Origin of the sequence: Psychrobacter sp. KCTC 72983, assembly GCF_014280455.1 — a bacterium.
Taxonomy (GTDB): domain Bacteria; phylum Pseudomonadota; class Gammaproteobacteria; order Pseudomonadales; family Moraxellaceae; genus Psychrobacter; species Psychrobacter pacificensis.
In genome coordinates this window covers 2,816,497-2,842,760 of the sequence record NZ_CP060390.1, presented here as the reverse complement: position 1 = coordinate 2,842,760, position 26,264 = coordinate 2,816,497, and the positions used below count along the sequence as shown (strand labels likewise).

The window sequence follows — 26,264 nt, the reverse complement described above, 5'->3', positions numbered from 1 at the left end:
TAAATCATCTCGTGATAATGGATATTAGGTCTAGATAAGGTATAGAAAATAACTTAAAAGAGCGGCAATGTATATTTTATTATCATAATTATAAGCAGTGCCACAAAGCGACATTAGATGTCGCAAGATAGTATAATACTGATATCTATACTGGTAAACATCGAATATCAGTGGCACACTGACAGAGCATATACGTGGCTTATAAAAGCGTATTGTACATCATATAATGCTAGCAGAAATGCACTACAGTGACGACTGCCAAAGATGTATTGATGAGTATCAATTCGGGCTTCACTGCTACTTTCTGTGGCACTTTTATTACAAGCGTAGTGATTGACAGGTTAGCTGTAACCAACAGTAGCTCTCAGCGCTTACGCTTATTCTAATCAGATTATTGTCTATGTTTACTATCATTCAGTCACATCGTACCGAAAATCTCGTTGACCAACTACTGGTGCAATATCAGTCAAAGAGTCAGAACATTTTTGAACCTTTTATTGTTATTGTACCGTCAATGGTATTGGGCGACTGGTTGGATAAAACCATTGCTAGCCGTGCTGGCATCAGTACATTGGTGCGTACCAAATTTTGGGGTCAGTATCAGTGGACACTTATGCAGGATGTGTTGACTCGCCATAATGCCTATTTGTTAGAGGTTAATCCTGAAGCAGCAACCTTGAATGTACCTGAAGTTGCTGTGCTGTCGCCAACGGTGATGCAGTGGCGCCTGTTCGGCTACCTAACTTACTATCAAGCGTTGATTGTCAACGATGACACGCATCCTGTGAACCCATTGTTGGCATCTTTGATTGACGAGCCGCAAGAAGGGGTCAAGCAAGATAAGGCGCAACAAGACGCGCGCATTTGGCAACTGGCAAGTGACTTGGCAAGGGTGTTTAACCGTTACTTGACTCACCGTGAGGATTGGCTGGCGCTATGGTCGGACAATAAGCCACTTGATGTAGATAAGCTGATCGCAGATAAAGATGCGTTGTCCCTACGTTTTGATCAGTATGCACGCGGTACGCCTGAGTGGCTAGTGGCACACTATGTAGAGCTTGAGATTGCACAGCGTTTTTTGTGGTCGCATTTGTTTGCGGATGTACATCAGCACCGCATGGCCATTGAGAATACCTTTTGGTCAGCCTTAGAAGATGATAAAGCAAATGAACGTGAGCAGTTGCCCAAAGTATTGCGTATTTTTACTATTCAGCAATTGCCACAGACTGAGCTTGATTTTTTGCAGCGCTTGTCGAAATATATGGACATCACGTTACTACACTACAATCCCTCAAAGTTATTTTGGGCAGATATTGTTGATAAAGCGTGGCTACAGCGTCAGCAGATTATTAATCCCCAAAGCGTGTTTTTACGTGATTACGGGCACAGTTTACTGTCGCGTTTAGGCAAACAGTCTCGTGATACTTTTGCTATGTTGGCCAATTTGTCAGGTAATGAGCAATACCAAGAGGCGCTGGTGGAGTGGCAAGATAACTTTAGTGATAGGTTTGATGATGAAACTGGTAGCGTCATCGATGGCAGTGCCAGTAATAGTGATAACGACGATAGGTTGCAAGCAGCAGAAAACGGCCCAAGTTTATTGCGCCGTTTGCAAAACGATGTGTTGATGCTTGACGAGCAATCAACCCAACAAGCGACAGCCGCAAAAGTCTCAGAGGCCGTCAGCAACCAAATAGCATTGGATTTTGAGCAAGAAACGTCATGGTACGACGATGAGGTACTAGAGAATAAGCGCTTTGAAAAAGACCGTTTTTGGGCTATCTCTTCTCAAGATAATAGCCTAAGCATTCATTCTTGTCATAATTTACAGCGCCAACTTGAAGTACTGCGCATTATGATTGGACGCTGGCTCAATGAGCCCATCAAAGCTGGTGAGAAAAAGCGCCATATATCAGACATTGTGGTGTTGCTACCTGATGTTGAGCGTCATCATGCGCTAATTAGCTCTATTTTCGTCAATGGCAGGGGACAAGATGGCCTGACCTTGCCTGCGAAGGTGACTGGTGTTGTCGATGCTGATATTCGCCAGTTATGGGAAGCGATTATTGGGTTTTATAAGCTGCTTGGCAGTCATAGCGCTCGTTTTGAAGCGGCTGAGGTTTTAGATTGGCTGATGCTGCCACCCTTATTTGAGAGTTTTGGGTTGACCCATGAGCAAATGAGCCGTGGTTGTGATTTGTTGGTGGAAGCTGGTTTTATCCGCGGGTTTGATGAGCTGCATCTAAAGCAGACCCTAGACGTCAATGACTATGATTATCGCTTTAGCTTCGCACAAGCGTTAGACAGACTGACTTTGGGTTTAATTATGCCAGAGGCGGGTCTGAGTGATTGTTTATACCCTTTGCATGAAGATGAATGGCCAAGTACAGCTGTACCTGAGATGAGCTTACCACTCGCGCAAGTGAGTCTAAATGATGCCATGATTGTAGAAGCGCTTTGTCGTATCTATGCTGGTTTGGTGGCAAGGCGTGATGACCATACACAAAAAATGAAAGCGGAAGATTGGCTCGATCAGATTGAGACCCAAGTGATTCATCGATACTTTGGCGATGTTGATCAAACACGTACGATGCGCGCTATCTATAATGCGATGAATGGCTTTAAATCGAGCTTACGTGCCAATCGTCATTATAGACAATACTCTAGTGGTGATAGCAATAGAGTAGAGGTGGAGCAAAGGCTGGCAGGGGTCGAGCAATTACCGCTCAAGCTGAGCTTTATGCTAGACAGTATCGAAGCTGAGCTTGAGAGCCAGCAAGTCAGTGCGGAACCGACAGGCGTGATCACTTTTGGTCGATTTGGTGCACTACGCAACGTACCATTTGAGTTGGTAGTGATGCTCAACATGGATCTCTCTGAGTTTCCTGGGCGTGACCGTGACAACCGATATGACTTGATGAAAGCGACCAATTCACGGCGCGGCGATCGAGTCAGTGAGGATGATGATAACGGGGCATTTTTGGATGCGCTACTATGTGCGCGTAGTGCGTGTTGGATATTCTACAATGGACAAAGCTTGACCGACACTCATGAGCATCTACCAGCGAACCCAGTAAGTGAATTATTACAGTTCTTACAAGGTGAGGTACAGTGGCAGGTCAACTCGCTTGATACTTTGCCTGAAAGTATTGATCCAACGACAGAGAGTCTTAAGCGTTATTTACCAAAGCTCATCAAAGAGTGGCTGGTCACTGAGCATCCAGCACTACCTTTTCACAAAAGCTTGTTTGAAGCGGATATTGAAGGGATTTCTGAGAAAAAAACTGATACGTCTAATGATGTTAGCGATAGCAACCCTGATACTGCAGCAGCCGATGAGCTAGATAGGTTGCTAAATAAAGCCATGCGCAAAACCAAACTGGCTCAGAAAAAACAATTCCCTCCGGCGCCGCTGTGGCAAGCGGTGTTTGAGACACTACAGAAAAGAAGATCTAGCGAGCATCCACAACTGATTGGCTTGCCCACAAAAACACAGTACGAAGCCATTGCTCAAATGCTGGGTCATCGCTTGGGTGGACTGGGGAACATAAATCATCAAATCGTGTCTACATTAGCCAATATGCTGGGACTCGATACTTCTACTGCTGCTAATGATATGAGCGATAGGACTCAGGCGCTCACCCGAATGGTGCGTGATACCGTATTTAATATTGGCGAGATAGATATTGAGGGTATGCTGGTGTATCAAGTGCGCCATCCTGCCAAAGCGTTTTTACGGTCTCAAAAAGTGCATGTGGTACAAGGTGAGGAAGCGATGGCGCATCAGGAACCGTTGTTTTTGGATCACCTGACAACTTATCAGATTAAAGATCATTTGATTAAAAGGCTGGCCGCCGATAAGCGTACTGACAATAAGGTCCAGCAAGATAGCTCAACGTTGATGTATCAAAAAATTATACCAGCAGGGGTAGCACGCCAAACCACGTTGCCCAATCAACAACAACAATTACAGCAGCAGTGCCTAGAGTTTGAAGAGCAGTTGATCGCTAATGGTTTTGGTGAGCGTGTCGTACCTAATATAAGTAGAACAGATATAAGTAGAACAGAGGATATGACAGCTTTGCATTTACTGACACCCACCGCAGAGCACCCCTTTCAGATAGAGCTGGCAGCTATACTTAATCGTGTAAATAGCGACGCAAACAGTCAAATAGACACAGACGCATGGCTTACATTACTGCCAAAATCTATCAAAATAAAAGGCCTAGTGCCGCTGTTAACGCCAAGGCTATCAGTATCATCAGATAACGATGATAAAAACGCTCATATTCAGGCAGGCATGACCTATGCCGAGCAATCACCTAAGCAATGGTTAAATATACTGCCTAATTCTGCCAGTCCAAAACATCTCCTTAAGTTTTGGTTGTCCCATCTATACTGGCAAGTAGCCAGATGCACCACGGCTGAGCAAGTGGCAGCAAATGATGGCGTGAGTATTTGGCGTTTTAATAAATCGAGCTCAAAAGTAGATGCCTACAAAAATGTCATCGCATTTAAACTAAGCCCAATCGTCTATGAGGATGCGGTACTGGAGCTAATAAAGTGGGCGATTTTTGGCAATCTATCGGGTCAAACACCCATCACATTACTGCCTGAATATGCGCTTAATTATTTGGCTAAGTGCTCAAAATCGCAAGCAGATGATAATGAAAATAGCAGTTATTGGCCAAAACGAGCAGATTTTAAAGATTGGTTAAGGTCTGATGATCATTTAGATACGGTATACGACACTTGCTCGCAGCATGCTATTTGGCAATATGTACTGCGTGATCAAGATGCCTTTAGAGCCTTATCAGCAGCGTTGACCACCTTGGCGCAACCACTGTATAGGCCGATGTTTACCGCATTAGATGGGTTAGACAATTAGCTATAGCAGTTGTTTTTAGTTTTCTTTTTATCCTCTAGATTTTATAGATAATAATTAAAAGTATGCGCTTATATGACAGATTTTACTGACACAACCGACATTATTGAACCTACTGTACAACCAAATTTATCTGACGATCATCCAGATGTTTCGGGTGACTTAGGGGCTATAGTTGAGGAAAAAGAAGAAATAGCACCGGCGGTTGCGGTTGCATTAACGGGTCGACACCTTATCGAAGCCTCAGCGGGTACAGGTAAAACGTGGACGCTGACTGGTATTGTGCTGCGCCTACTGATTGAGGCACGGCGTGCGCCAGAGCAAATCATTGCCACCACCTTTACTCGAGCCGCCGCTGCCGAGATGCGTCAGCGTATCCATGATCGTTTGGTAGAGTTTTATCAGCTATTACAATGGGTCAATAACCTGAGTGCAGATACCAAGAACAAAGATAACTTATATCCCAATATATTGCAGGTACTGCCTGATAGGGGCGATAACAAGAATAACAAGGATAAGCCAACAAGCAACGACTCAAGTATCGAATCAAATGCTAAAACAGAGGCTGATGAGTTTAATCAAGATATTGACCATGACCATAAACATGCTCAGCAGGTGGCTCGAGAAAAGCGCGCGCAAGTCAAAAAAGCGCGTGAAGATTGGTTAAAAGAGCAAGCCAAACATGCACGCTTAAACGCTATTATGGACGATCCCATTAACCTACATTTAGTCGGTTATCTATTAGATCATGTGTATAGCTATCCGATGGCGGAGGCGATCCGGCGTACTGCATTAGTGTTAACCACGTTGGATAAGCTGTTTGTCGGGACGCTCGATAGCTTGGCGCAAAAGTGGCTGACCGAGTACAGTAGTGAAACCGGTCATCAGCAAGGCATGGCGATTATAGAAGACAGTAGTATCGAGCAGGTTACCGATAGTATTATCCATGATGAGCTGCGTCAGTTTCAAAGCCGTTTGTATCATGAGCAGCCCAAACTGTATGCGCTTATGGATCAGCAAGGTAAGCTGACTGCAGTAGGGGATCATAAAAAATTCGTTTCTCGCTCGCTGAACTTTATTTCTGCGCCGATTGATGAGATGAGGGCTATTGAGTTTGATATCCAAAATTATGAAGAATTTTTGAATCAGTTCTGTAATTTTGACTTTAATGACATTCAAACCTATCTTGATAAAGATTTTAGAAAAAAAGAAGGGTTCGATAATCGTAAAAGTGTTGCTAAAAATTTAGGTTTTTATCAAGATTTCAAAGATCTTATTCAAAATAAGCAACTATCCTTTTCTCAAAGCTTATCTAAACCACAATTAAATTTTTTAAAACAACTCAAAGCTACTTACGATGACTCAGAGGAATCTGGATTCTTAGCAGACAAAGAACAAGGAAGAGTGAGGTTTATTAGTACTAAATCCGTTCAGATGATGCTTAAGCTATATAAATATATTCAACAGTTTAATAGTTACATCATTACTATTTTAGCCAACCTTAACCGTCATATCGTGCTTGCGGTACGCAATAGACTGCCAGTGATTTTAGAGGAGCGAGGGGAGACCACCTTTAGTCTGCAGATGGTGCGCTTAAACCAAGCACTAACAGGTCGGCAAGGCGATAAGCTAGCACGTTATATACGTCACCATTACCCCATTGCATTAATTGATGAGTCGCAAGATATCAATGGCGAGCAAGCCATTATGATCGAAAGTATCTATTTGCCAAAGCGTAAACGTAAACAGTCGGATAATGACAAGCAATCCACTACTAAAAAATCCAGCCATGAGTTTTTGCTACTGGTTGGTGACCCAAAGCAGGCGATCTATGGGTTCCGTGGCGGTGACGTGACCAACTATAATTATATGAAAGGGCAGTTTGACAAAAGTACCATTTGGACGCTCAACACCAACCGTCGCTCAAATGCAGGGGTGATTCATGCACTAAACTGCTGGTTTGGTATGCCGACAGCAACGACTGCTGACAACAAGCTGGCACAGTTGGGCAGTGATATTTATTACCAGCATACGAAAGCTAGGAAAGAAAAAGAAGGTGAGGAAGCCAAGAGTAAACTATCTTGGTTTAGGGATTCAGACGCAAAAGATAGTAGCTTGGTGACGGAAGTGCTTTCTGCTCAGCCGGTGAGCATCTTGCACCTGCCTAATGGTAAAGATGGTGAGCTTGATTATGATGAGTATGAAATCACCGCTCGTCATATTGCTAGCTTGCTCAGTAGTGGTCAGACATTAAAAGATAGGCCGATTCAGCCTAGTGATATTGGAGTGTTGGCACGTACCAAAAAAGATTTAAAGCAGGTTGAAGACGAGTTGGTCAAACTAGGCGTCCCAACCCTGACCACCAGTGACGTCAGTATCTTCGAGACGATTATGGCAGAAGATGTCGCAGCGCTACTGAGCGCCATGCTCTATCCGTATCGTCATGACATGATTAATCGGGTCTTAACCAGTCATCTATATGGCCTAAGTATCAACGATATCAAAGCCATGATGACGGATCATGAGTCAGGCGTGGCTGAGAGTGACGATAGACTTAATAGTATCAATCTAAATAGTAGCGATGTTCAAAATACAGAACATAAAAAGAGCTATCAAGATTTTATTACGTATCTAAAGGAAGGGGCACAGCGCTGGCAGCATTTTGGTGTTTTGTCGGCGCTACATTACTTACTAGATAAAAGCCCCATACAGACACAAGGCGTTTGGCAAGCACTAGCCGCTCATCCAGATGGCGATCGACATATCATGGATTTGCGTCATATCATGGATGTGTTGGCGCAGTATGGCCTAAGTATGGGTGAGCATGAGCTATTAGCTTGGTTTAGGCAGCACATAGAGGCTGCACCCAACAGCGATTGGGCGAAGCAGTATCCGCTACCCACAGAGTCTGGCGTGCAGCTCATGACCATTCATAAATCAAAAGGGCTTGAGTTTCCGATAGTCTATGTACTGGGTATGGGAGATGCCAGTAGGAAATCAGGTAATAATGAGAAGTATGGTCTGTATCTATATAATGCTCAGCAAGCACCTTCAGCGTTAGTGCAGCAATCAGCAAAGGATCAATTTATAGGTAATCAGCGCCGCTTCTCACCATTGCAAGGCTCTGCTACGGTAGAGGACTATTATACTGATATCGAAACAAAAGAAGGCTTTGATGAGCTGCGCCGACTTGGTTATGTGGCATTTACGCGGGCTAGCGAGCAGCTTTATATCGTGCTGCGAGATCCAAGCAACAAAACAGGATTTGAGCTAAAACCGGTATTTTATTGGTTTGATTCTCCAGACGCAAAGTTTGAATTACCTGATAGGCTAAAAGGCACGATAGGTATGCTTAGAGGTCATAATATTAATGAGTTCTATAATAGTCACTATACTAAGACAGTAACGTCAACAGATACCAAACTTACCATCGAACCCACGACACAAGCGATTGAGTATGTTCCTTTTGCTGAGGTCATGAAAACGAGTTATTTTTATGGTTGGGCTAAGACCAGCTTTACAGCTTTGGCTCGTCAGCTAGACGAATCAACACAAGCAATGGCTGTTGTTGATGAGCGTATTGATGATGCGATAGACATTGATATGGCAGACGCTGCAATGTCGTTAGAGCCTTATCCTAATAGTAGCCTTGATAGTAATACGTCTCTCGAAAAAATTGATGAGCTAAGTCTCAAGTCAGAAGAGGATATTCGCTTTACCTTTGTAAAAGGTGCTAATGCAGGTACGTTTTTACATGAGATATTTGAAAAAATCGATTTCACTAATAAATCCCAGTGGTCTGGGGTGATCGATAGAGCGGTCAGTAGTTATCAATTACCGCTGATGTATAGCAGTGCTGAACACCAAAGCCGTAGAGCACAAGGTAACCGAGAAGAGAGTTCTGTCTCATTTAACGCTGATGCAATAGATACGACAAAGCATGAGGCCTTGATTGCTTGGATTGAAGAAGTGCTGCGTACTCCGCTGCTAGCGTCCAATCAGCCACTTTATTCTCTCAACGAAGAGCAACGCTTTGCTGAATTAGAGTTCAATATGGGGCTGTCAGAGCGCTTTAAAGCAGAGGATATCAGTCAGTTATTTCAACAGTATCTACCTGATGAGACAGACAAGCATGTCAATCTTGTACCGCAAAATAGAACGCACTTGTATCGTTACTTGCGTGGTGAGATTGATTTGGTTTATGAGTATGCTGGCAAGTACTATGTGGTCGATTATAAGAGTAATTTTTTAGGAAATAGCCTAAGCGATTACAATGAAAATACACTCAGAAAGGCTATGACAAAAGCAGGCTACTGGCTACAAGCAGCAATTTATCAAGTAGCTTTGCATCGATTCCTTTCGATGAGAATTGCTGATTATGTAGGCAATGAGTCTAGGTATTTAGGGGCGGTAGAATATGTCTTTCTAAGAGGGGTATATAGCCCCGACGCTCAAGCAACTGCTACCGTATCACAAGAGGCTATTAAGACGAGCGAATCACCACATAACGGCCGTTATGGACTTGTGACGTGGGATATACCAATCGATTTTATCAAAGGTTTAGATGCGCTATTTGGTGTACCTGATTAGTAGATCATACCTAACGACTATCATTAATCAAAGATTCTAAAAAGATCAAACAGGTCAAAATAGAGACAAATATATCATGAGCAATAATAATAAAAGCAGTGCAGCAATGGGCTTACAAGAAAGCTGGGCCAGTAATATCAGTGATTATATTTTGCTACGCCGTGAGCAAACGCGTATAGCGTACGACGCAACGTATGCAAAAGCGAATAATGAGAGCAAACAAGCTGATAAGAAAGAAGACGATTATTTATTTAACGCATTGTTCATGATGTTAGCGACGCATTTAGAAGAGGGCCATACCGTACTGACCATTAAGTCCTCTGAGCATGAAGAGGTATTGCAAGGTGAAATCAATAATGAGTCAGTCACATTATACACTTGGCAGCAACAGTTATTAGAGGTGCTAGCAATGCCAATCTTTGCGCTCATAGATACCAAATCAAATACTCAACCAGAAGATCAATCTACCGCCGAAACGTCGATATTTACATTGCTAAGCACATTATTTGATAAGCGGAATCAGCTATGGATACAGTTGGCGCTGAGTAATCATGAAAAGGACATGCTAACCAAGCGTTTTGATACAATTGCCAAGGTATTTCAGCTACTAAAAAATACCGACTTTAATTTTTTCATAAATCTAGTTAATAAGCATGCTTTGTTTGCTGAGGTTAAGGCTAACACTAATAGTAACAATGAAGAAAATAGCCTAAGCAATAATAACCAACCTATCATTTACGACATAACTAACAGCCAAAATTCAAAAGAATCTATTACTTTTTGGCTACATCGCGCATGGCAGGCCGAATTTAATTTGGCAAAAAATATTAACAATATCTTGAATCAAAAAGTAAAGCCTTTACCAATAACAATACCTGAAAGCCTTCACGAAAATCAAATAAAAGCAATTAATGTCGCTAATAACAACGCGTTTAGTATCATTACCGGTGGTCCAGGGACAGGTAAAACATACACCGTTGCTCAGTTAGTTATTGCACTGCAACAAGCGACAGAGAGTGGAGGGGAGGGTTCTGAAAATATTAGATTTAGTACGGATAGTGCGAGTCTCGCACTAGCAGCGCCTACTGGTAAGGCTGCACAGCGTATGCAAGAGTCTTTACAAGCTGCTTTGGATACAGCGGGCATTAATTTGCAGCTGCAAGAAGCCAAAACCATTCACCGTTTGCTAGGTATTGGGCGGACGGGCAGACCTCGTTACAATGCCGATAATCCACTTGGCGAAGATATTATCATTGTTGATGAAGCGTCGATGCTAGGGGTTGAGTTGGCTAATTACTTGGTGAGTGCAGTGAAACCAGGCGCAAGGCTCATACTGTTAGGTGATGCTAACCAGTTGGCAGCAGTCGATGCAGGGGCGGTATTGGCGGATTTATGCTGCATACCATTGCTACAATCCATTCATGCAGAGCTGACTGAGAGTCGCCGATTTGGCGCGGACTCAGGTATTGGCAAGCTGGCTATCCAAATCAATAGAGCAGAGACAAATCTTCAAACTATTTGGCAATTATTAAGGCAAGACGATGCCTTGAGTTTCCAATACGTGAATACGTTGCAAGTAGACTCTGTACCAAGCAATCAAATAAAAAATAGCCTAAGCAATGAAAAAAATATCTTAAAGATCTCCCAAATTTATCAACCATATATAGAAATAGTTAAAAATTTACTAAGAAATCCAATAGAAAAATCTATGCCAGAATCAATAAAAAACACTATTGCATCATTGATGGAAATATTTAGTGAGTTCAGAATATTAACTGCTGGTCACAATGGTGAGTGGGGCGATCATTACATCAATAATTATCTCACCCAATGGCATCTCACTGAACTAAAGCTCCCACTGGGTCAAAACGCATGGTTCCACGGTCGCCCTATTATGATTTTGCAGAATAACTATGAATTAGGGTTATTTAATGGTGATATTGGTTTTTGCTTACAGACATCAGATGAACGAAATCAATTGGAAGTATTTTTTGAAAATAAGACCCAAGGGATTGCGGTCAATCTACTCAACGAGGAGGTAGTTGCTACTGCATACGCTATGACGATTCATAAGTCGCAGGGATCTGAATTTGATCATGTCGCAATTACGTTTGATGATAGTCATGCAAGATTATTAAGCAAGGAGCTTATTTATACAGCGGTGACTCGTGCCAAAAAACAAGTGACGATATACAGTACGAAACACGCTTTTGAGAAAGCTGTCCAAACACCGACCGAAAGACATACCGGTTTGTCCCTACAGTTTGAGTACTTATGATTATCATTCTAAGTTCAAAAAAAGCATCCAAATTGGATGCTTTTTTTGAACTTAGATATTGTTAGTCACTTAGAGGTAAGACTTAAACCTTATCTTCTTTGATAGCATAGATACCTGGCAGGTGACGCAAGTAACCATGGAAGTCCATACCACAGCCATAGACATAACGATCTGCGACATTAATACCAACGAAATCAACATCAAAATCGGCAACTTTGCGGTCATGCTGCTTGTTTAGCAGCACACAAGACTCGAGAGATAATGGTTTTTCTTTATTTAGCTCTTCGACAACAGCCTTTAGAGTAATGCCTTCATCAAAAATATCATCAATCAACAAGACATGCTCGCCTTCGATACTCACATCAGGCTTGAATTTCCAATCAAGATCGTCAGTACCTTCGTTGTCACGATAGCGTGTCGCATGGATATAATGCATACGATGATAGAATGTCAGATGCGTCAATAATTGACCAGCGGGAATTAATCCACCGTTCATAACAACCATCACAATTGGGTTCAAACCAGCGTAGTGTAGGTTAAGCTGAGCGGCCAAGCGCTCATAAGCGGCAGCAACTTCAATGCTGCTGATCAGGCACTCTGAGTTACGTAATGTTTTTTCGATTTCTTGATTGCTGATTTGGGTCATCGGGCGCACCTTTGGTGAAAAATGCCAAGTATTTTAACAAGTTTTGGTAAATTTTCCCAATGTTATATGACCATTTGATCAAAATTTAGCAATTACTCTGGTTTTTCAATGATAAATGGACGGTAATAATTCGCCAAACGATTGAGAGAGTCATTTGGTAGATCAGGTAGTAGCTTGTTAAGCGCCATATTCATTCCTTTATCAATCGCAGATTTGGCAACTGGCACTGATTTGCGTTTGATCATACCTAATTTTAACGTTTCAGCGTAGCGGCTGACGAAGTGGGTTAATGTCGCGTCATTCATGGTTTCGAGCGCTGTTTTAAACTTGGCTCTATCTACGTGCTCTGGTGTGATAGCAGCAAAGCCTTCAACGATAGTTCTAGCATCTGCTTCTGACAACTTAAAGCCAATACGTTTTACGCCTTCATTATCAATAAAAGTTGCCTGATCTTTTAGAAAGTGAAAGCTTGGCAGCACATCTTCGTTATTTTCTTTACCTAACAAGATATTGAGTAGGGTATCTGTGGCACGTTCAATGGTGGCAACAATCTTGCGCATGGCCGCTTGACGCTCAGGATTTGGAATAATCTCAACCAAACCGACTAACAAATTGTCCGTTAGATCTCGTGCAGTCTGATGAGTGAGCGCGTCTCGGTAAGGGTAATATTCTACTTGCTCATTTGAAGCAACGACTTGTTCGGCCTCGCTGATTAATACTTTTAATTTATCTGAAGGTACGAAACCAAAATAATGTGCCATTATGCTTCCTTTATTTGTTGTTTTTCATGTCTTACTTGCGTTACATTTGCCGTGAAATCGGTTACCATTTAACCGGAATTTGAAACAAAGACTCACCACGCTATATGCTACTTAGTGACGCACCTTAATTGTACAATGTGAAAATTTGTTGGCTAATATTTATCACACATGATTTTTACAATTTATTCGGTGACGGGTCGGTTTATATGAATGACTCGCTGCACACTAATTTAGCATATTTTTTATATTTTGATTTAAAAAGCTTGAACTTATAAGACTACCTACTACTTGTCTAGGGAGAGATAAGATGAATAGTGCTATTGTACTGATATTCGGCGTTGCTGCTATGCTTTGTGGCTACGTGTTTTACTCAAAATTCATTGCTACTAAAGTTTTAGCATTGGATAACAGTCGCCCCACGCCAGCGCATACGATGAAAGATGGGGTCGATTATGTTCCTACCAATAAATATGTACTATGGGGGCACCATTTTACCTCGGTGGCAGGCGCTGCACCGATTATCGGTCCCGCAATTGCGGTTATTTGGGGCTGGGTACCTGCCATCATTTGGGTGGTGCTCGGTACGATTTTTATGGCTGGTGTACATGATATGTCGGCCATTTGGGCAAGTATGCGCAATAGGGGACAGTCAATTGGCTCTATTGCGGGTACAGTCATGGGCACACGTGTCCGCAGTTTGATGATGGTTGTGATTTTCTTATTACTATTGATGGTCAACGCGGTGTTTGGTGTTGCTATCGCTAATATGATGATCAAAACGCCATCTGCTGTACTGCCTGTTTGGGGCGCCTTAGTGGTTGCCTTTATCATCGGTCAGTGTATTTATCGCTACAAGATGAATTTGGTTTGGGTATCTATTCTCGGGGTAAGCGCTTTATATGGGCTGATCTATCTTGGCCCTATGTTCCCGATTGTGTTACCTGAGACCGTAATGGGCTTACCTGATAACGCTGTATGGATTCTTATTTTATTCGCCTATGCGGCGATTGCTTCGTTGTTGCCCGTATGGATGCTGCTGCAACCTCGTGATTATATTAATGGTTTGCAGCTGTTCGTTGGTTTGATTTTATTGTATGCAGCTATCTTTATCGGCACGCCAAATATTGTCGCGCCAGCAATAAACACAGCACTGCCAGTTGGCACGCCATCAATAATGCCGCTGTTGTTTGTGACGATTGCTTGTGGGGCGATATCAGGATTCCACGGATTGGTTGCGACAGGGACGACGTCTAAGCAGATTGATAAAGAAGAAGACACGCGTTTCGTTGGTTATTTTGGTGCGCTAGGTGAAGGTATGCTGGCACTCGGCGCAATTCTAGCAGCAACCGCAGGTTTTGCTACCCTTGGTGATTGGCAAGCGGTCTATCAAAAATTTGGCGACGGTTCTATCGGTGCCTTCATTGATGGTGGTGCGACCATATTAAATGCGGGTGTTGGCATTGACATGGTACTATCACAGACGATGCTTACGGTCATGGCTGCCTTGTTTGCAGGTACCACTATGGATACTGGTGTACGCCTGCAACGCTATATTTTCCAAGAGTTCGGTGAGTTTTATAACCTGCCAGTCCTCAATAAAAGCGTGGTCGCAACATTGCTTGCTGTCGGCAGCTGCTTGCTATTAGCATTCGGCGCGGGCGGTATTGATGGTGCTGGTGGTATGATTATCTGGCCACTATTTGGTACGACTAATCAGCTAATGGCGGCGTTAACACTAATGATCGTAACGGTTATCTTGTTACGTAAAGGCAGAACAGTTTGGTACACTTTAGCGCCATTGTCGTTCTTGCTAGTCATGACGGTATTTGCACTACTTATTCAGCTCAAAACTTTCTTCACTGATGGCAATTGGCTGCTTATCATTATGGATATCATTATCTTGATAGCAACCATCTTAGTAACGTTTGAGAGTCTGTCTGTATTACGCAAAGAATGGTCGATACACAAAGGCAAAAGCGGTGACATTTAAACGCTAAACCATACTAAATATTTATCAACTTAAAAACGCTAGCAGCAATTGCTGGCGTTTTTTGTATCACATAGGCATGATAGGTAATAAGAAATAAGTAGGGTATAAGCGAATTATGGAAAATAAAAACACATCAAATGATATAGAAAACGCCCAACCACCAGAGAGTACTCAACCATGGTGGCAACGATTTGTGGCAGGACTCAATGAGTTTTATCATGCACCTTATCGCCAAACGATGGCACGTGCTGCCCGTGATGAAGAAGATTTCTTTATGCTGCTGATGTTTGCTGAAAGCTTAGGCATTGATAATCCTGCCAGCTTTTATACCTTAGAGTTACAACCGTTATTTTTAGAAAACTTTCACGAGTGGCACACGCGCATGGGTATGGATAGATGCCCATTTGACCATGTTGGCTGCTGCTAATCGTTTATTTATGATTGAAAAATAAAAATAATATAAGAAATGAGATAAAAATATGGCATTACATCCTCTACATACATTAGTAGAACAACTAAAAGCACAACCGATTATATTTATCGGCGGTAAGGGCGGTGTGGGAAAAACCACTACTGCCGCCGCACTTGCCAGTTATTACGCAAGCCAGCAGCAAAAAACGCTGATTGTCTCAACCGATCCAGCACACAGTTTGGGCGACGTGTTGGATACACAGCTTAATAACGCGAAAACAGCAATATCACCTTATTTCGATGCCATTGAGTTAAATCCTGATGTAATCGTTGACGAGCATTTTTCTCAAGTTGAGCGTACGATTAAATCCTATGCCAATCCAGATATGATGCCCAAAATTCGTGAGCATCTGAAGCTCTCAAAATCAGCACCCGGCGCCCAAGAAGCAGCGATGCTCGAATCCATGTGCCAGCATTTAGTCGAAGCGGCAGATGCAGGCTATGAGCATATTATCTTTGATACTGCACCGACAGGGCATACGCTACGGTTGCTAGTACTACCAGAAATGATGGGTGCATGGACAGATGGACTGCTTGCTCAGCAACGACGGCAAGCCAAGCTACGCTCAGTAGCGACGCATTTGGACAGTCACAATCAAAAAAGCAGTCAAACGGATAGCGCTCAAAAGAACCATGTGGCCAATCCGTTTGCCGCAAAAAAGCCTGATCGCTGGGAGCAAGCGGTATCCGTGCTAGAAAAGCGCAAGCAGTTGTTTCGCCAAGCAGGACTGCTGCTGCATGATCGTACACAAACGGCAATTGTGTTGGTTATGACGGCTGACGTGTTGCCGTTGGCTGAGACCAAACGGGCTATCGAACAGCTAGAGGACAGCAAGCTCACGCCCGCAGCAATCGTCATCAATCAGTTGATATCAACAACGCAGTCGGATGAGTTTTGGCGCCGGCGTGCTGAGCGTCAGCAGGATTTGCTGCAGGATATTGAAAACAATTTTTCTAAATATCCGCTATATCCAATTTATCTGCAGCAAACAGACGTACGTGGCACAGAGGCATTGAGTACATTGCTAGGCTAGATGCAGCAAACGATAGAACGGTAAATGACTACGACTCACGCTTGTACGATTGCAGCTTACCCGATAGCGACCATGCCATATCTGCGCGCAGCAGCTGCGCCTGTTCAGAATTACCACTGCTAAGCGATGACCATTGCGGTTTGCCGCGAGCCTTTTTTAGCTCACTAGGTAATTTATTCGCAGGCCATACGGTAATCGGGTTGCTATCTTCATTAGTATTGCTGTTGCTATCATTGTGGTAACTACCATCATCTGACGATGTCTCAAGGCTGCTTTTCTCGCCTTTGTATAATAGCTGGGTGGCATCAGTCGCAGCATGACCGCGATGGCGTAGGGCAGTGAGTAAGTCGATCGCTCGCGTTGCTAGCAATGTCAACGTCGCAGGATCGATATATAAGCGTTTTACCCCAGTGATCCTATCGGCAATACTACTGGTGTTAGATAGTAACCCGCCTGCGATACCACCTATCGCTGCACCCAAGCCCAATGTCGTACCTAGCGCTGCTGCATCAATACCCAACCCTAACAGCGCGCCCGCTGCTGCGCCAGAAGTGGTACGGATACCATAGCTCTTGAGTAACTCAGGATCAAATGGGTCTTGCTGATAGGCTTGCAATTCAAGCGGGGTTGCTGCAACGGCATTGTCATAAAACTTATAGAGGTTAAGTAAATTGTGCTGCATTGCACGCTCACTTTGCCTCACCGCTTCTTGCATTTGTTCTAATACAGGCATCGGGTCGTCATCTTCATTGATCTCGCGTACAAAAGAAGCGACATTCAATAAAAAGTCAGCAATAATAATATTGGCCTCATCATACAACTGCGCCCAATCTTCAGTCCGGCGCTGCATCAATTGCTCAAGCATCTCAGAATGAGTGAGCATGGTGGCGAGGTTTTGCCAAAGATGCATCTCATCTTCAAATTCAAAAGCAACGGAATCAAAACGTGTGGAGATATGTAGATTGCGTCTAGCCAGCATGGTTTGCCAATCATCAATATTGGCATTCTGACTGTCGGTAAAGTTAAAGACAGGCATCACCGGAATGGCTGCCCACGATAAAATCGCTAGCTCATCTTTATACTTGCCCAATACTGGCTCACGAGCATCTACCACATAGATGGCCATATCACTTGCCAGCAGCTGACGAATCACTTTTGCTTCTTGGCTATAATCATAGCTGTCTAGAACACTGCTATCTGCACCTTGAGCGATATCTGATGCCAAAAACTGCTGCAAACGCTCAATACCATCACGGCGACTGGCCGTATTGTATTCTAGCCAATCCATCAGCCCTGAAGCGTCCTCTAGGCCTGGTGTGTCGTATAGTGCTACCAGCACCTCACCCGTTTGACTGTCTGTCAGACTTGCTTGCTCGACGTGACGCGTGGTCGCCGCTTCATTTTTGACTTCACCAAAATAGACATCACGCAGTAACGTGCGCAATATGGAGGTCTTACCGGTATTGGTGTGTCCCACGACCGCCAATTTTAGCGCCTCACCACTGGCGATGGTTTTTTTTGTCACATTTGTGGTTGTAGCTGGCGGTACTGATTCAGTTGATATGGATTGATTATCATGAGTTACCCTAGACTGGGCGGCCGTTTTTGACACTGTCGAATGCGAGGTCTTGGCGTTATTATTTGAGTCGCTGGGCAACGCCTTGTCTGCAAAAAGACCTGTAGGCGTGTGATGCTCGTAATTTTCTTTTTTATTGTCATTATTCATAGTCGCGTCTTATTGTTATTGAAGATCGAAATTTAGCCATTTATTGTAATACAAATTTGGTGGTATGTTGGTTCTGGATGCGTAGTGTCCATATCGTAAACTGTATTTTATGTATCCATGATACGCTATGAGATTGCTGTAGGTGGGCGCAGCAGTACCTTAATTTTTTTCTTAATGCCCTTGGCACGAAAAAACCGCTGCCACATTCGGTAAAACACCCCAAATATCAGACCAATAATATTATCGTGACTGGTCTCACCAACAGCCCCATATTTGACGGGATTATTGACGGTATCTTCTTCTACATAAGTGCCAAACCAGCGATCAAAAATAATAAGAACGCCGCCATAATTTTGGTCAATATATTCGTCATTAGTACCATGATGGGCGCGGTGGTTGGATGGGGTGTCAAAGATATACTCAACCCATTTTGGAAATTTTCCCACCGTCTCGGTATGGATAAAGAACTGATAAATCAAATCTAACGCATAAAAGAAAAACACCCAGACAGGATGCACACCCAGCAGCATTAATGGGACGAAAAATAACCACCAACCTGTCACCGAGTACAGCAGGCTTTGGCGCATGGCAGTGGATAGGTTCATCTTATCATCTGAATGGTGCACAACATGCGCTGACCAAAACCAATTCATGCGGTGTGAGGCACGGTGAAACCAGTAATAGCTGAACTCAACCGCGACAAATATGGGTATGGCTGTCAGCCATGTCACCTCAATAGTGAACAGTCGGTATTGATATAGCCACAGGCAAATAGGCAGCACAATAATTGCTTGGACAATCAATTCAAACCCGAGATAAGAGCCGCCCAAGCTAAAATTGGTCATCGCACGGCGCCAGCTAAAGCTTTCACTTTTCCCACGCTTAGACTGATAAAACCACTCTGCCAAAAACAATAAGAGAAATGGGCCACCAGCCAGCGGTAACAGCCATTCTTGCCAGTGAGCAGGTAAGATACTTGCCAGCATTGGCTGCCATGACTCTGGTGCAGCGGTTAAGATACTTTGGTTTAACGCCTCTTTGTAATTATCCAATATCTGACCATACTCACCTGATGTTAAGAGGGTGTTGTCTGTTGACATATTTGGCTCCTAGCCACTATAAAACATCCTTGTTACCCAAGAGATAACCGTTTTTCTATATTACTGATTTATTTTGTCCTTTTTATAAAAATAATTTTTATTAAGTATCGCATTCAAAAACTTTAAGAATCAATATCTACCAAGCCAATTTTTCGCGCAGAGAGCGCTGTTTGCCACTGCTGATAGCGTACAGCTTGCTTATCCACTGGTTCATCCTCATGTGTCAAATCAGCATCACTAAGCAGCTGTACAATAAGACCATCTTTTGCATGAGCGGCGATTTGATCAAGTTTGCGTAGCGTACCGCGGTCAGGCAGCGCTTTGCTATGGATACCTAATAGGACTTGCACAGGGTGCTCGTCTAAGTAGTTTTTTAGCCGTGCCATATCCTCACGATCATCAACGATACCAAAATTCTCAATCTCACTTGATTCTGAAAAATCATGACGGTCATTAGTCAACCCTGACTGCCACCATTTATCCTGATTTGAAGGATATTCAAGCAAGGCGACCAGTTTCTTGCCTGCACTTACCGCCGCTTTGGGCGCGACAGGTGCGGGTGCTTCCGTAAAGTCATCTGCATCAACCACCTGACGCTGCCAAAAATTTATGATCTTTTGATAATACGGTTGCTTGATATCCAAGCGCATTTTTTTGCGGCGGAACATCAAAGCACAAAATACCCACGCTATCGCACGCGGGACAATACCGTACATCAGCAAGCTACCGACTAGCAATCCTGCCCACTGCCGCGCCACAGACAATGGCATCGCTTCTGTGACCAACCTGCTTTGCGCAATCGCTGTACTATCTGGCACATCAAAACCAACCATGCCTGGTAGCCAGCCGAGTATTTGCGTTAAGCTCACCAGCGCCTGATCAGAGAGTAGGGTCGACTCCCAGCTAAAGCTATACTGACGTACGATCAATAAAAATATAATCGCAAGCAGCATACCGGTCAACGTCGCAAGCCATAACTGATGGCTAAACCGTCCCAAATACCAGCGCATACCGCTATGCTGTAATTGGCGCTCATACAGATCGACGGCCGCCTTGGTCACATCGTCTTTACCGCGTATGAGGTAACTTGGACTAACAAAACTGGCAAACCAACTGGGCGCTTGCTGGTCTCGATTGATGAGTGTCATCACCAGCCAGCCACCAAGCATAATAGTATGAAAACCAAGCAAGCAAACCAAGACATAAAAGAAGTTCACCACATTGGACTGCAATAGCGTGAACAGACCCAAAAATCCCGAGATGCACCACACCACGCTCATAACGATCATGATGCCTTTTATGCGACCATCAATCTTACCTAGTACCCGCGCAAGCGCCCCATTGCTATCGATGCGTGAGGCCCGTCGATGCAGCTTTTGGATAGGTGTGCCATCCTCGCTCTGTAGCTTTTCTGTGATCAGTAACGGGTCAGTGGCAAAGACGTGCTGATCGGTCTCTAAGGCACGTACCAGCTCGGTCAGTTGGTCTTGGGGTGATAGCATAAGGCGCTGATATCCGTATAAGAACGTCAATATAAGTAATGGAAAGCAAAAAATGTGGGTTTAATCGCTAAAAAGTATTGTAGCGTATATAGACTGAGAATAATGTCTATTATTTTTATCATAGCAAACACTCGTAAAATCAGCCAAAATGAAACTATCAAGGTTTGTAAAACAGGACGCTTCTAGATGAATAATAAAACCTATCTGATCATCGGTGGCACAGGCGGTATCGGTCAGGCCATGGTCAAGCAGCTGGTACAAGAGTCAGCTGCCGATCAAACTGACGGCGCATCTGCTAAAAGACATAGTACACAAGTATTCGCCACTTATCATCGCAGTGAGCCGAACTTTGAAGCAGACAATCTACACTGGATACCGATGAATATCAGTGATGAAGACAGTATCCAAAAAGCGGCCGACACCATCAAGCAGACCGTGGGTCATGTCGATTGGGTAATCAACTGCGTGGGATTACTCCATACCAAGACGGCGCAGCCAGAAAAGGCCTTGAGGCAGATTGAAACGGAGTTCTTTTTACAGAACATGCAAATCAATGCACTAGCAAGCTTGCTGATAGCCAAGCATATCAAACCGTTGCTCGCCAAAGCTGAACGCAGCGCTAGCCATCCTGCGATTTTTGCGACCATATCAGCTCGTGTCGGTAGTATCACGGACAATCAGCTAGGCGGTTGGTATAGTTATAGAATGAGCAAGGCGGCGCTCAATATGGGGATGAAAAACTTGAGTATCGAATGGGGCCGATCACTCAAAGAGGTGTGCGTAGTCGTTATGCAACCGGGAACCGTGAATACCCAACTGTCTGCGCCGTTTCAAGGCAATGTCGCTGAAGGACATCTATTCTCGCCAGCGTATAGCGCCGAGTGTTTATTGGAAGTGCTATCAGGGATGACGGCTGCCCAATCAGGCAGTTTTGTCGATTGGGCAGGAGAGTCGATACCTTGGTAGTCAATATCTTGGTAATGATACAAATGATAGGGTGGTTTAGGGTGGTTATCCTGTTAAAACCCTAATAAGCCATAAATAAGTCCATAAACTCATTCACTGGCGTTTGCTCCAATTTTTCTTGATCGTTACACAGCTCAATGATTTGCTGACAACGACTGTCGATAAAGCGGGTGGCCAGACTGGCTCGGAACTTTGCCTCAAGTATAGGAATGCCCTCGGCACGGCGGCGTTTATGACCGATAGGATACTCGATGGCGACTTTTTCTGTGCTACTACCATCTTTGAAGAATATTTGAATGGCATTAGCAATAGAGCGCTTACTGGGGTCATGGTAATCTTTTGAATACTGTGCGTCTTCTTCTACCACCATTTTTTCGCGTAGCTCATCGATTGATAAATGCTCTTCATGATAGTCATCTTCATAGTTCTCCGCCATCAGATCGCCTGTCAATAAGGGAACAGCCACCATATATTGTAAGCAGTGATCCCGATCAGCTGGGTTAGCAAGCGCGCCCTCTTTTGAGATGATGCGAATTGCTGAATCATGCGTGGTTAGAACAATTTTTTCGATCTCATCAATTCGACCTCTCACATGTGGGTGCAAAATAACCGCCGCTTCACAAGCAGTCTGCGCATGAAATTCAGCGGGAAAGCTGATTTTAAATAAGATATTCTCCATCACATAACTGCCAAAGTCACGCTGAAAGGTAAATCGACGCTCGTCTTCGGGTTTGGTCGCAAGATCCTTATTGGTATGGCTAAACAGCACATCATAAAACCCCCATTGCGGTGCGGTTAGTGCGCCAGGGATACCCATTTCACCACGTGCAGTGATATCTACCAGCCGAACCGCGCGGCTGGTTGCATCACCTGCCGCCCATGATTTTCGGCTGCCCGCGTTGGGTGCATGACGATAGGTGCGCAGTGCCTGACCATCGACAATGGCTTGTGAGATGGCGGCCATGATGCGCTCGCGTGGCAGCTGATATAGTTTGGCGACGACCGCAGTTGAGGCTAATTTGACCAAAAACACATGATCAAGACCCACGCGGTTGAATGAGTTTTCGAGTGCCATGACGCCTTGAATTTCATGCGCCATGATCATCGCCTCGAGCACGGCTTTCATGGTCAGAGGTGCTTGCCCTTGGCTGATGTTTTTTTGACTGATATAGTCGGTGACCGCCAAGATGCCGCCCAAGTTATCAGACGGATGACCCCACTCAGCAGCGAGCCACGTATCATTATAGTCAAGCCAGCGTACCATACAGCCGATGTCAAAAGCGGCTTTGATGGGGTCTAGTCTATAGGATGTGCCAGGGACGCGAGCGCCATGCGGCGTTATTTGATCAGGGCAATCAGGCCCCAAGTGCTTGGTACACTCAGGGAAGCGCAGTGCCAGTAGTCCGCAGCCGATGGTATCCATGAGACAGTGGCGAGCAGTACGCCATGCATCAGTGGGGCTTGGTGACTCGTTATCTATGGAATAATTGAGCACATAATCGGCGATTTTTTGGATTTCATCGTCATATTCTGGACGGATATTGCTCTCTACCGTTGCCTCATTTGTATTTGAATGGGCTGTATCTGAATGGGTATTTGACATGGTTGTTTCCTCTTCCTTGAGTGTGCTAACTTTTCGCTTTGTTGACCCATGCTCGCAGTCATCCCTTTAAAGCGGTTATCATTCAAAAGTAGCATACTCAATATGGAACAACCAGACTGAATCGTGTTAAGAAGTAAAACTTTGCAGGCCGTTTAAATCATCAAATAGAGCAGACCTAAAATAAACAGCGCTGCTATAATAAACAGCAGGAAGCTTAAAACTTTGGTCGTGGTTGACGCAGTATCCACACTTTCTTTTCTTACTTTGTTTTTCTTAGCAACGTATAGCACCATCTTCACATGCTCAATATTATCTTCAAGATAATGCTCACCTTCAGGTACAAAACCCAAAGACTCATAAAAACTAAGCAGGTAGGCCTGTGCCGAGATAATAATCGGGCGTTTTTTACCGTACTTTTTGCGGCAATGAGCAATAGCTTGCGTCATTATTTGCCGCGCTAGGCCGTCACCTCTGTGCTCGGACAGTACGAGCACTCTACCGATGGCAGGCATGGCAGTGTGGTTGGTCTTGATCGTAGGGTCGGCGACCGATAGATTGGATTTTAATTTATTGAATTCAGGCGGGACAATGCGGCAATAGCCCACTAACGCTGCGTTTTGATGAGCAATCAAGTGTAAGCAATCAAAATCGACTTCATCCATATCTTGATAGGCACAGTTTTGTTCGACGACGAACACTTGTGAGCGTGCTTTTAGGATATGGTAAAGGTCAACTGAGGTCAGCTCATCAAAGGTTTTGATAGAAAATTCACAATTCATAATGGGCAAGCTTCTGGCAATAGGCGGTAAAATAGGGCATTATAACGATTTAGGCAGTCATTAACCATTCCTAACCCTTTAGGGTCTGACTGATTTTGTCTAAATTTAAGCTATCAGACATGGCACTAAATATCTCAAAGTATTTGCCGCGTTGGGCATAGAGCGCCTCGTGTGTGCCTGTCTCAACCACTTCGCCATTTTCTATGACTACCAGATCATCGGCGTCGATAATCTGAGCAATATTGTGCGAAACCATAATAACGGTACGATCTTTTTTGATCAGATCAAGGCTTTTTTTGACTTGCTGACTGGCGATAGCATCGAGACTGGCGGTCGGCTCGTCCAAAAACACAATCGGTGGATCTTTTAAAAACATCCTTGCCAGCGCGATACGCTGCTGCTGCCCACCTGATAGCGATTTGGCCGTACTCTCGTAACCGTCTGCTAATTGCATCACTTGCTCATGAATCGAAGCCTTTCTGGCTGCAACTATAATGTCATCCATAGTCGCATTCATATTGCCATAACGGATGTTTTCACTAATAGTGCCTGAGAAGATATGATTACTTTGTAATACCAGACCGATATTCTGACGTAAGTCATGAGTATCACAGTCAGCCAAATCATGCCCGTCTAGGCAGATCGTGCCAGCGTCTGGCGCATAGAACTTGACCAATAGATTGATAATCGTGCTCTTGCCAGCGCCAGAGAGGCCAACCAGCGCCGTGATACGGTTGGGCTTGATGGTAAAGCTGACGTCTTTGAGCGCTTGCGTCCCATTCGGATAAGTAAAGTCGACATGTTTAAGCTCGATATGACCTTTTAGGTTGTCGCTACTAATACCAGCGATGCTCTCGACTTGGCTGTCATCTTCTAAAATATCAAAAAAACCTTCGGCATAGGTCAATGCATTATTTATCTGGTCGTAGATGCGGTGTAATTGACGGATAGGGGCGGCGACATTTTGAAACAGCATGACATGAAACAAAATCATACCAATGGTCATCTCACCTTGTAGGACAAAATAAGCGGTGAGCAAGATGATAACCACCACACCAATCTGCTCGATAAAGGTTTTGATGGCATCATAAACAAAACCAATACTGCGAATACGCAGCTGATTATCGGTCATTTCCTTTTGAATGGCTAAGTGCTTTTCTGCTTCTATCGACTCACGGACAAAGGATTTCACCACGCTGATCGAATTGATCAAAGATATTACCAAACCGCTTTTGGCTTCTCTATAGCCGCGCATCTGCCGACGAAACCCTTGTAGGCGCTTGGCTTGTTTTTGGCTGATAAAAAAGTAAATGGGAATGATAATAAGACCGACCAAGCCTATCCAAAAATTGGTCGAAAACATGATGATAAGCGCCACGATTGCATTGGCAAACAGCGGTAGCATATCGATAAAGAAGTTTTGCACCAAACTGGTTAAGCTGCTGACGCCATAATCAATACGGGTTTGCAACTTGCCGCTGTCGTTTTCGCTACTGGTATAAAATGCCATCCGATAGGTCAAGATGCGCTCAATGATTTTTTGCGATAAATCACGTGATAGATTGATACGAATCTTTTCGCCGAAGAAGCGTTGCCCAAACGAGATGAATATCGATAATATCTCTTTGGTTAAGAGTACCGCACTGATAATGGTCAGCATGCGCACGCCAGCTTCCCAAGGTTCAGCGAGGGTAGCGATTTCGGTCAAGGTATCAACGGCATAACGTAGTACAAAGGCATTAACTTGCGCGGTAAAGGAGCCTAGAGCAGTCAGCGCTAAGGTGGCGGTAATAAGCAAGCGATAAGGCTTAGCAAATACCGCCAGTTTTTTGAGGATATTCCACAGCAGCGCCCGCCGTTCTTTTTTCTCGACTGGCGGTTTTTTGTCTAACTGTGCGCGGCGAGGTTGGGGAGATATTGGCATAAAACCTTA

At 44.0% G+C, this 26,264-nt stretch carries 15 protein-coding genes; 7 read left to right on the top strand and 8 right to left on the bottom strand.

What is annotated here, in order from left to right:
• The first annotated feature begins 400 nt into the window (after positions 1 to 400).
• The 3 genes from PSBA01_RS12095 (at position 401) to recD (ending at position 11,753) form a co-directional block, all read left to right on the top strand.
• Positions 401 to 4,888 carry an exodeoxyribonuclease V subunit gamma gene (locus tag PSBA01_RS12095; RefSeq protein ID WP_186474512.1) on the top strand — a complete coding sequence of 1,496 codons (4,488 nt, stop codon included), beginning with the start codon at positions 401 to 403 and terminating at the stop codon, positions 4,886 to 4,888.
• A gap of 72 nt (positions 4,889 to 4,960) precedes the next feature.
• Entirely contained in the window at positions 4,961 to 9,475 is a 4,515-nt protein-coding gene (locus PSBA01_RS12090) for a UvrD-helicase domain-containing protein (protein WP_186474511.1), read from the top strand.
• Between the two features lie 73 nt (positions 9,476 to 9,548).
• Entirely contained in the window at positions 9,549 to 11,753 is a 2,205-nt protein-coding gene (recD, locus tag PSBA01_RS12085; RefSeq protein ID WP_071001541.1) for an exodeoxyribonuclease V subunit alpha, read from the top strand.
• Positions 11,754 to 11,835: 82 nt separating this feature from the next.
• Here the strand turns inward: recD and PSBA01_RS12080 are convergent, their stop codons facing one another.
• Entirely contained in the window at positions 11,836 to 12,399 is a 564-nt protein-coding gene (locus PSBA01_RS12080; RefSeq protein ID WP_071001542.1) for a hypoxanthine-guanine phosphoribosyltransferase, read from the bottom strand.
• A gap of 92 nt (positions 12,400 to 12,491) precedes the next feature.
• Complete coding sequence (locus PSBA01_RS12075; RefSeq protein WP_071001543.1) at positions 12,492 to 13,160, bottom strand: hypothetical protein; 669 nt, start codon at positions 13,158 to 13,160, stop codon at positions 12,492 to 12,494.
• A 307-nt stretch (positions 13,161 to 13,467) separates the two neighbouring features.
• Between PSBA01_RS12075 and PSBA01_RS12070 the strand changes: the two genes are divergently transcribed.
• The 3 genes from PSBA01_RS12070 (at position 13,468) to PSBA01_RS12060 (ending at position 16,655) form a co-directional block, all read left to right on the top strand.
• On the top strand, positions 13,468 to 15,150 hold the full coding sequence (locus PSBA01_RS12070) for a carbon starvation protein A (RefSeq protein ID WP_071001544.1): 1,683 nt from the start codon (positions 13,468 to 13,470) through the stop codon (positions 15,148 to 15,150).
• Between the two features lie 115 nt (positions 15,151 to 15,265).
• Positions 15,266 to 15,577, top strand: coding sequence for a cory-CC-star protein (locus PSBA01_RS12065; RefSeq protein WP_093070887.1), 312 nt, complete (start codon positions 15,266 to 15,268; stop codon positions 15,575 to 15,577).
• A gap of 52 nt (positions 15,578 to 15,629) precedes the next feature.
• Positions 15,630 to 16,655: an ArsA family ATPase gene (locus PSBA01_RS12060; protein ID WP_093070889.1), complete on the top strand. Its 1,026-nt coding sequence runs from the start codon at positions 15,630 to 15,632 to the stop codon at positions 16,653 to 16,655.
• Between the two features lie 28 nt (positions 16,656 to 16,683).
• Here PSBA01_RS12060 and PSBA01_RS12055 read toward each other — a convergent pair whose 3' ends face one another.
• The 3 genes from PSBA01_RS12055 to PSBA01_RS12045 form a co-directional block, all read right to left on the bottom strand.
• Positions 16,684 to 18,381, bottom strand: coding sequence for a DUF3482 domain-containing protein (locus PSBA01_RS12055; protein WP_186474510.1), 1,698 nt, complete (start codon positions 18,379 to 18,381; stop codon positions 16,684 to 16,686).
• 125 nt (positions 18,382 to 18,506) lie between these two features.
• The gene (locus tag PSBA01_RS12050; RefSeq protein WP_186474509.1) at positions 18,507 to 19,481 is read right to left on the bottom strand and encodes a sterol desaturase family protein; all 975 of its coding nucleotides are present in this window, start codon (positions 19,479 to 19,481) and stop codon (positions 18,507 to 18,509) included.
• Positions 19,482 to 19,603: 122 nt separating this feature from the next.
• Positions 19,604 to 20,983, bottom strand: coding sequence for a DUF2868 domain-containing protein (locus PSBA01_RS12045; RefSeq protein ID WP_186474508.1), 1,380 nt, complete (start codon positions 20,981 to 20,983; stop codon positions 19,604 to 19,606).
• Positions 20,984 to 21,169: 186 nt separating this feature from the next.
• Here PSBA01_RS12045 and PSBA01_RS12040 point away from each other — a divergent pair, with 186 nt between their 5' ends.
• On the top strand, positions 21,170 to 21,949 hold the full coding sequence (locus tag PSBA01_RS12040) for an SDR family oxidoreductase (protein WP_186474507.1): 780 nt from the start codon (positions 21,170 to 21,172) through the stop codon (positions 21,947 to 21,949).
• A gap of 61 nt (positions 21,950 to 22,010) precedes the next feature.
• Here the strand turns inward: PSBA01_RS12040 and PSBA01_RS12035 are convergent, their stop codons facing one another.
• The 3 genes from PSBA01_RS12035 to PSBA01_RS12025 form a co-directional block, all read right to left on the bottom strand.
• Complete coding sequence (locus PSBA01_RS12035; protein ID WP_093070897.1) at positions 22,011 to 23,552, bottom strand: bifunctional 2-methylcitrate dehydratase/aconitate hydratase; 1,542 nt, start codon at positions 23,550 to 23,552, stop codon at positions 22,011 to 22,013.
• Positions 23,553 to 23,704: 152 nt separating this feature from the next.
• Positions 23,705 to 24,331, bottom strand: a complete 627-nt coding sequence (locus PSBA01_RS12030) for a GNAT family N-acetyltransferase (protein WP_071001550.1) — start codon at positions 24,329 to 24,331, stop codon at positions 23,705 to 23,707.
• 70 nt (positions 24,332 to 24,401) lie between these two features.
• Complete coding sequence (locus PSBA01_RS12025) at positions 24,402 to 26,255, bottom strand: ABC transporter ATP-binding protein (RefSeq protein WP_186474506.1); 1,854 nt, start codon at positions 26,253 to 26,255, stop codon at positions 24,402 to 24,404.
• Between the last annotated feature and the right edge of the window lie 9 nt (positions 26,256 to 26,264).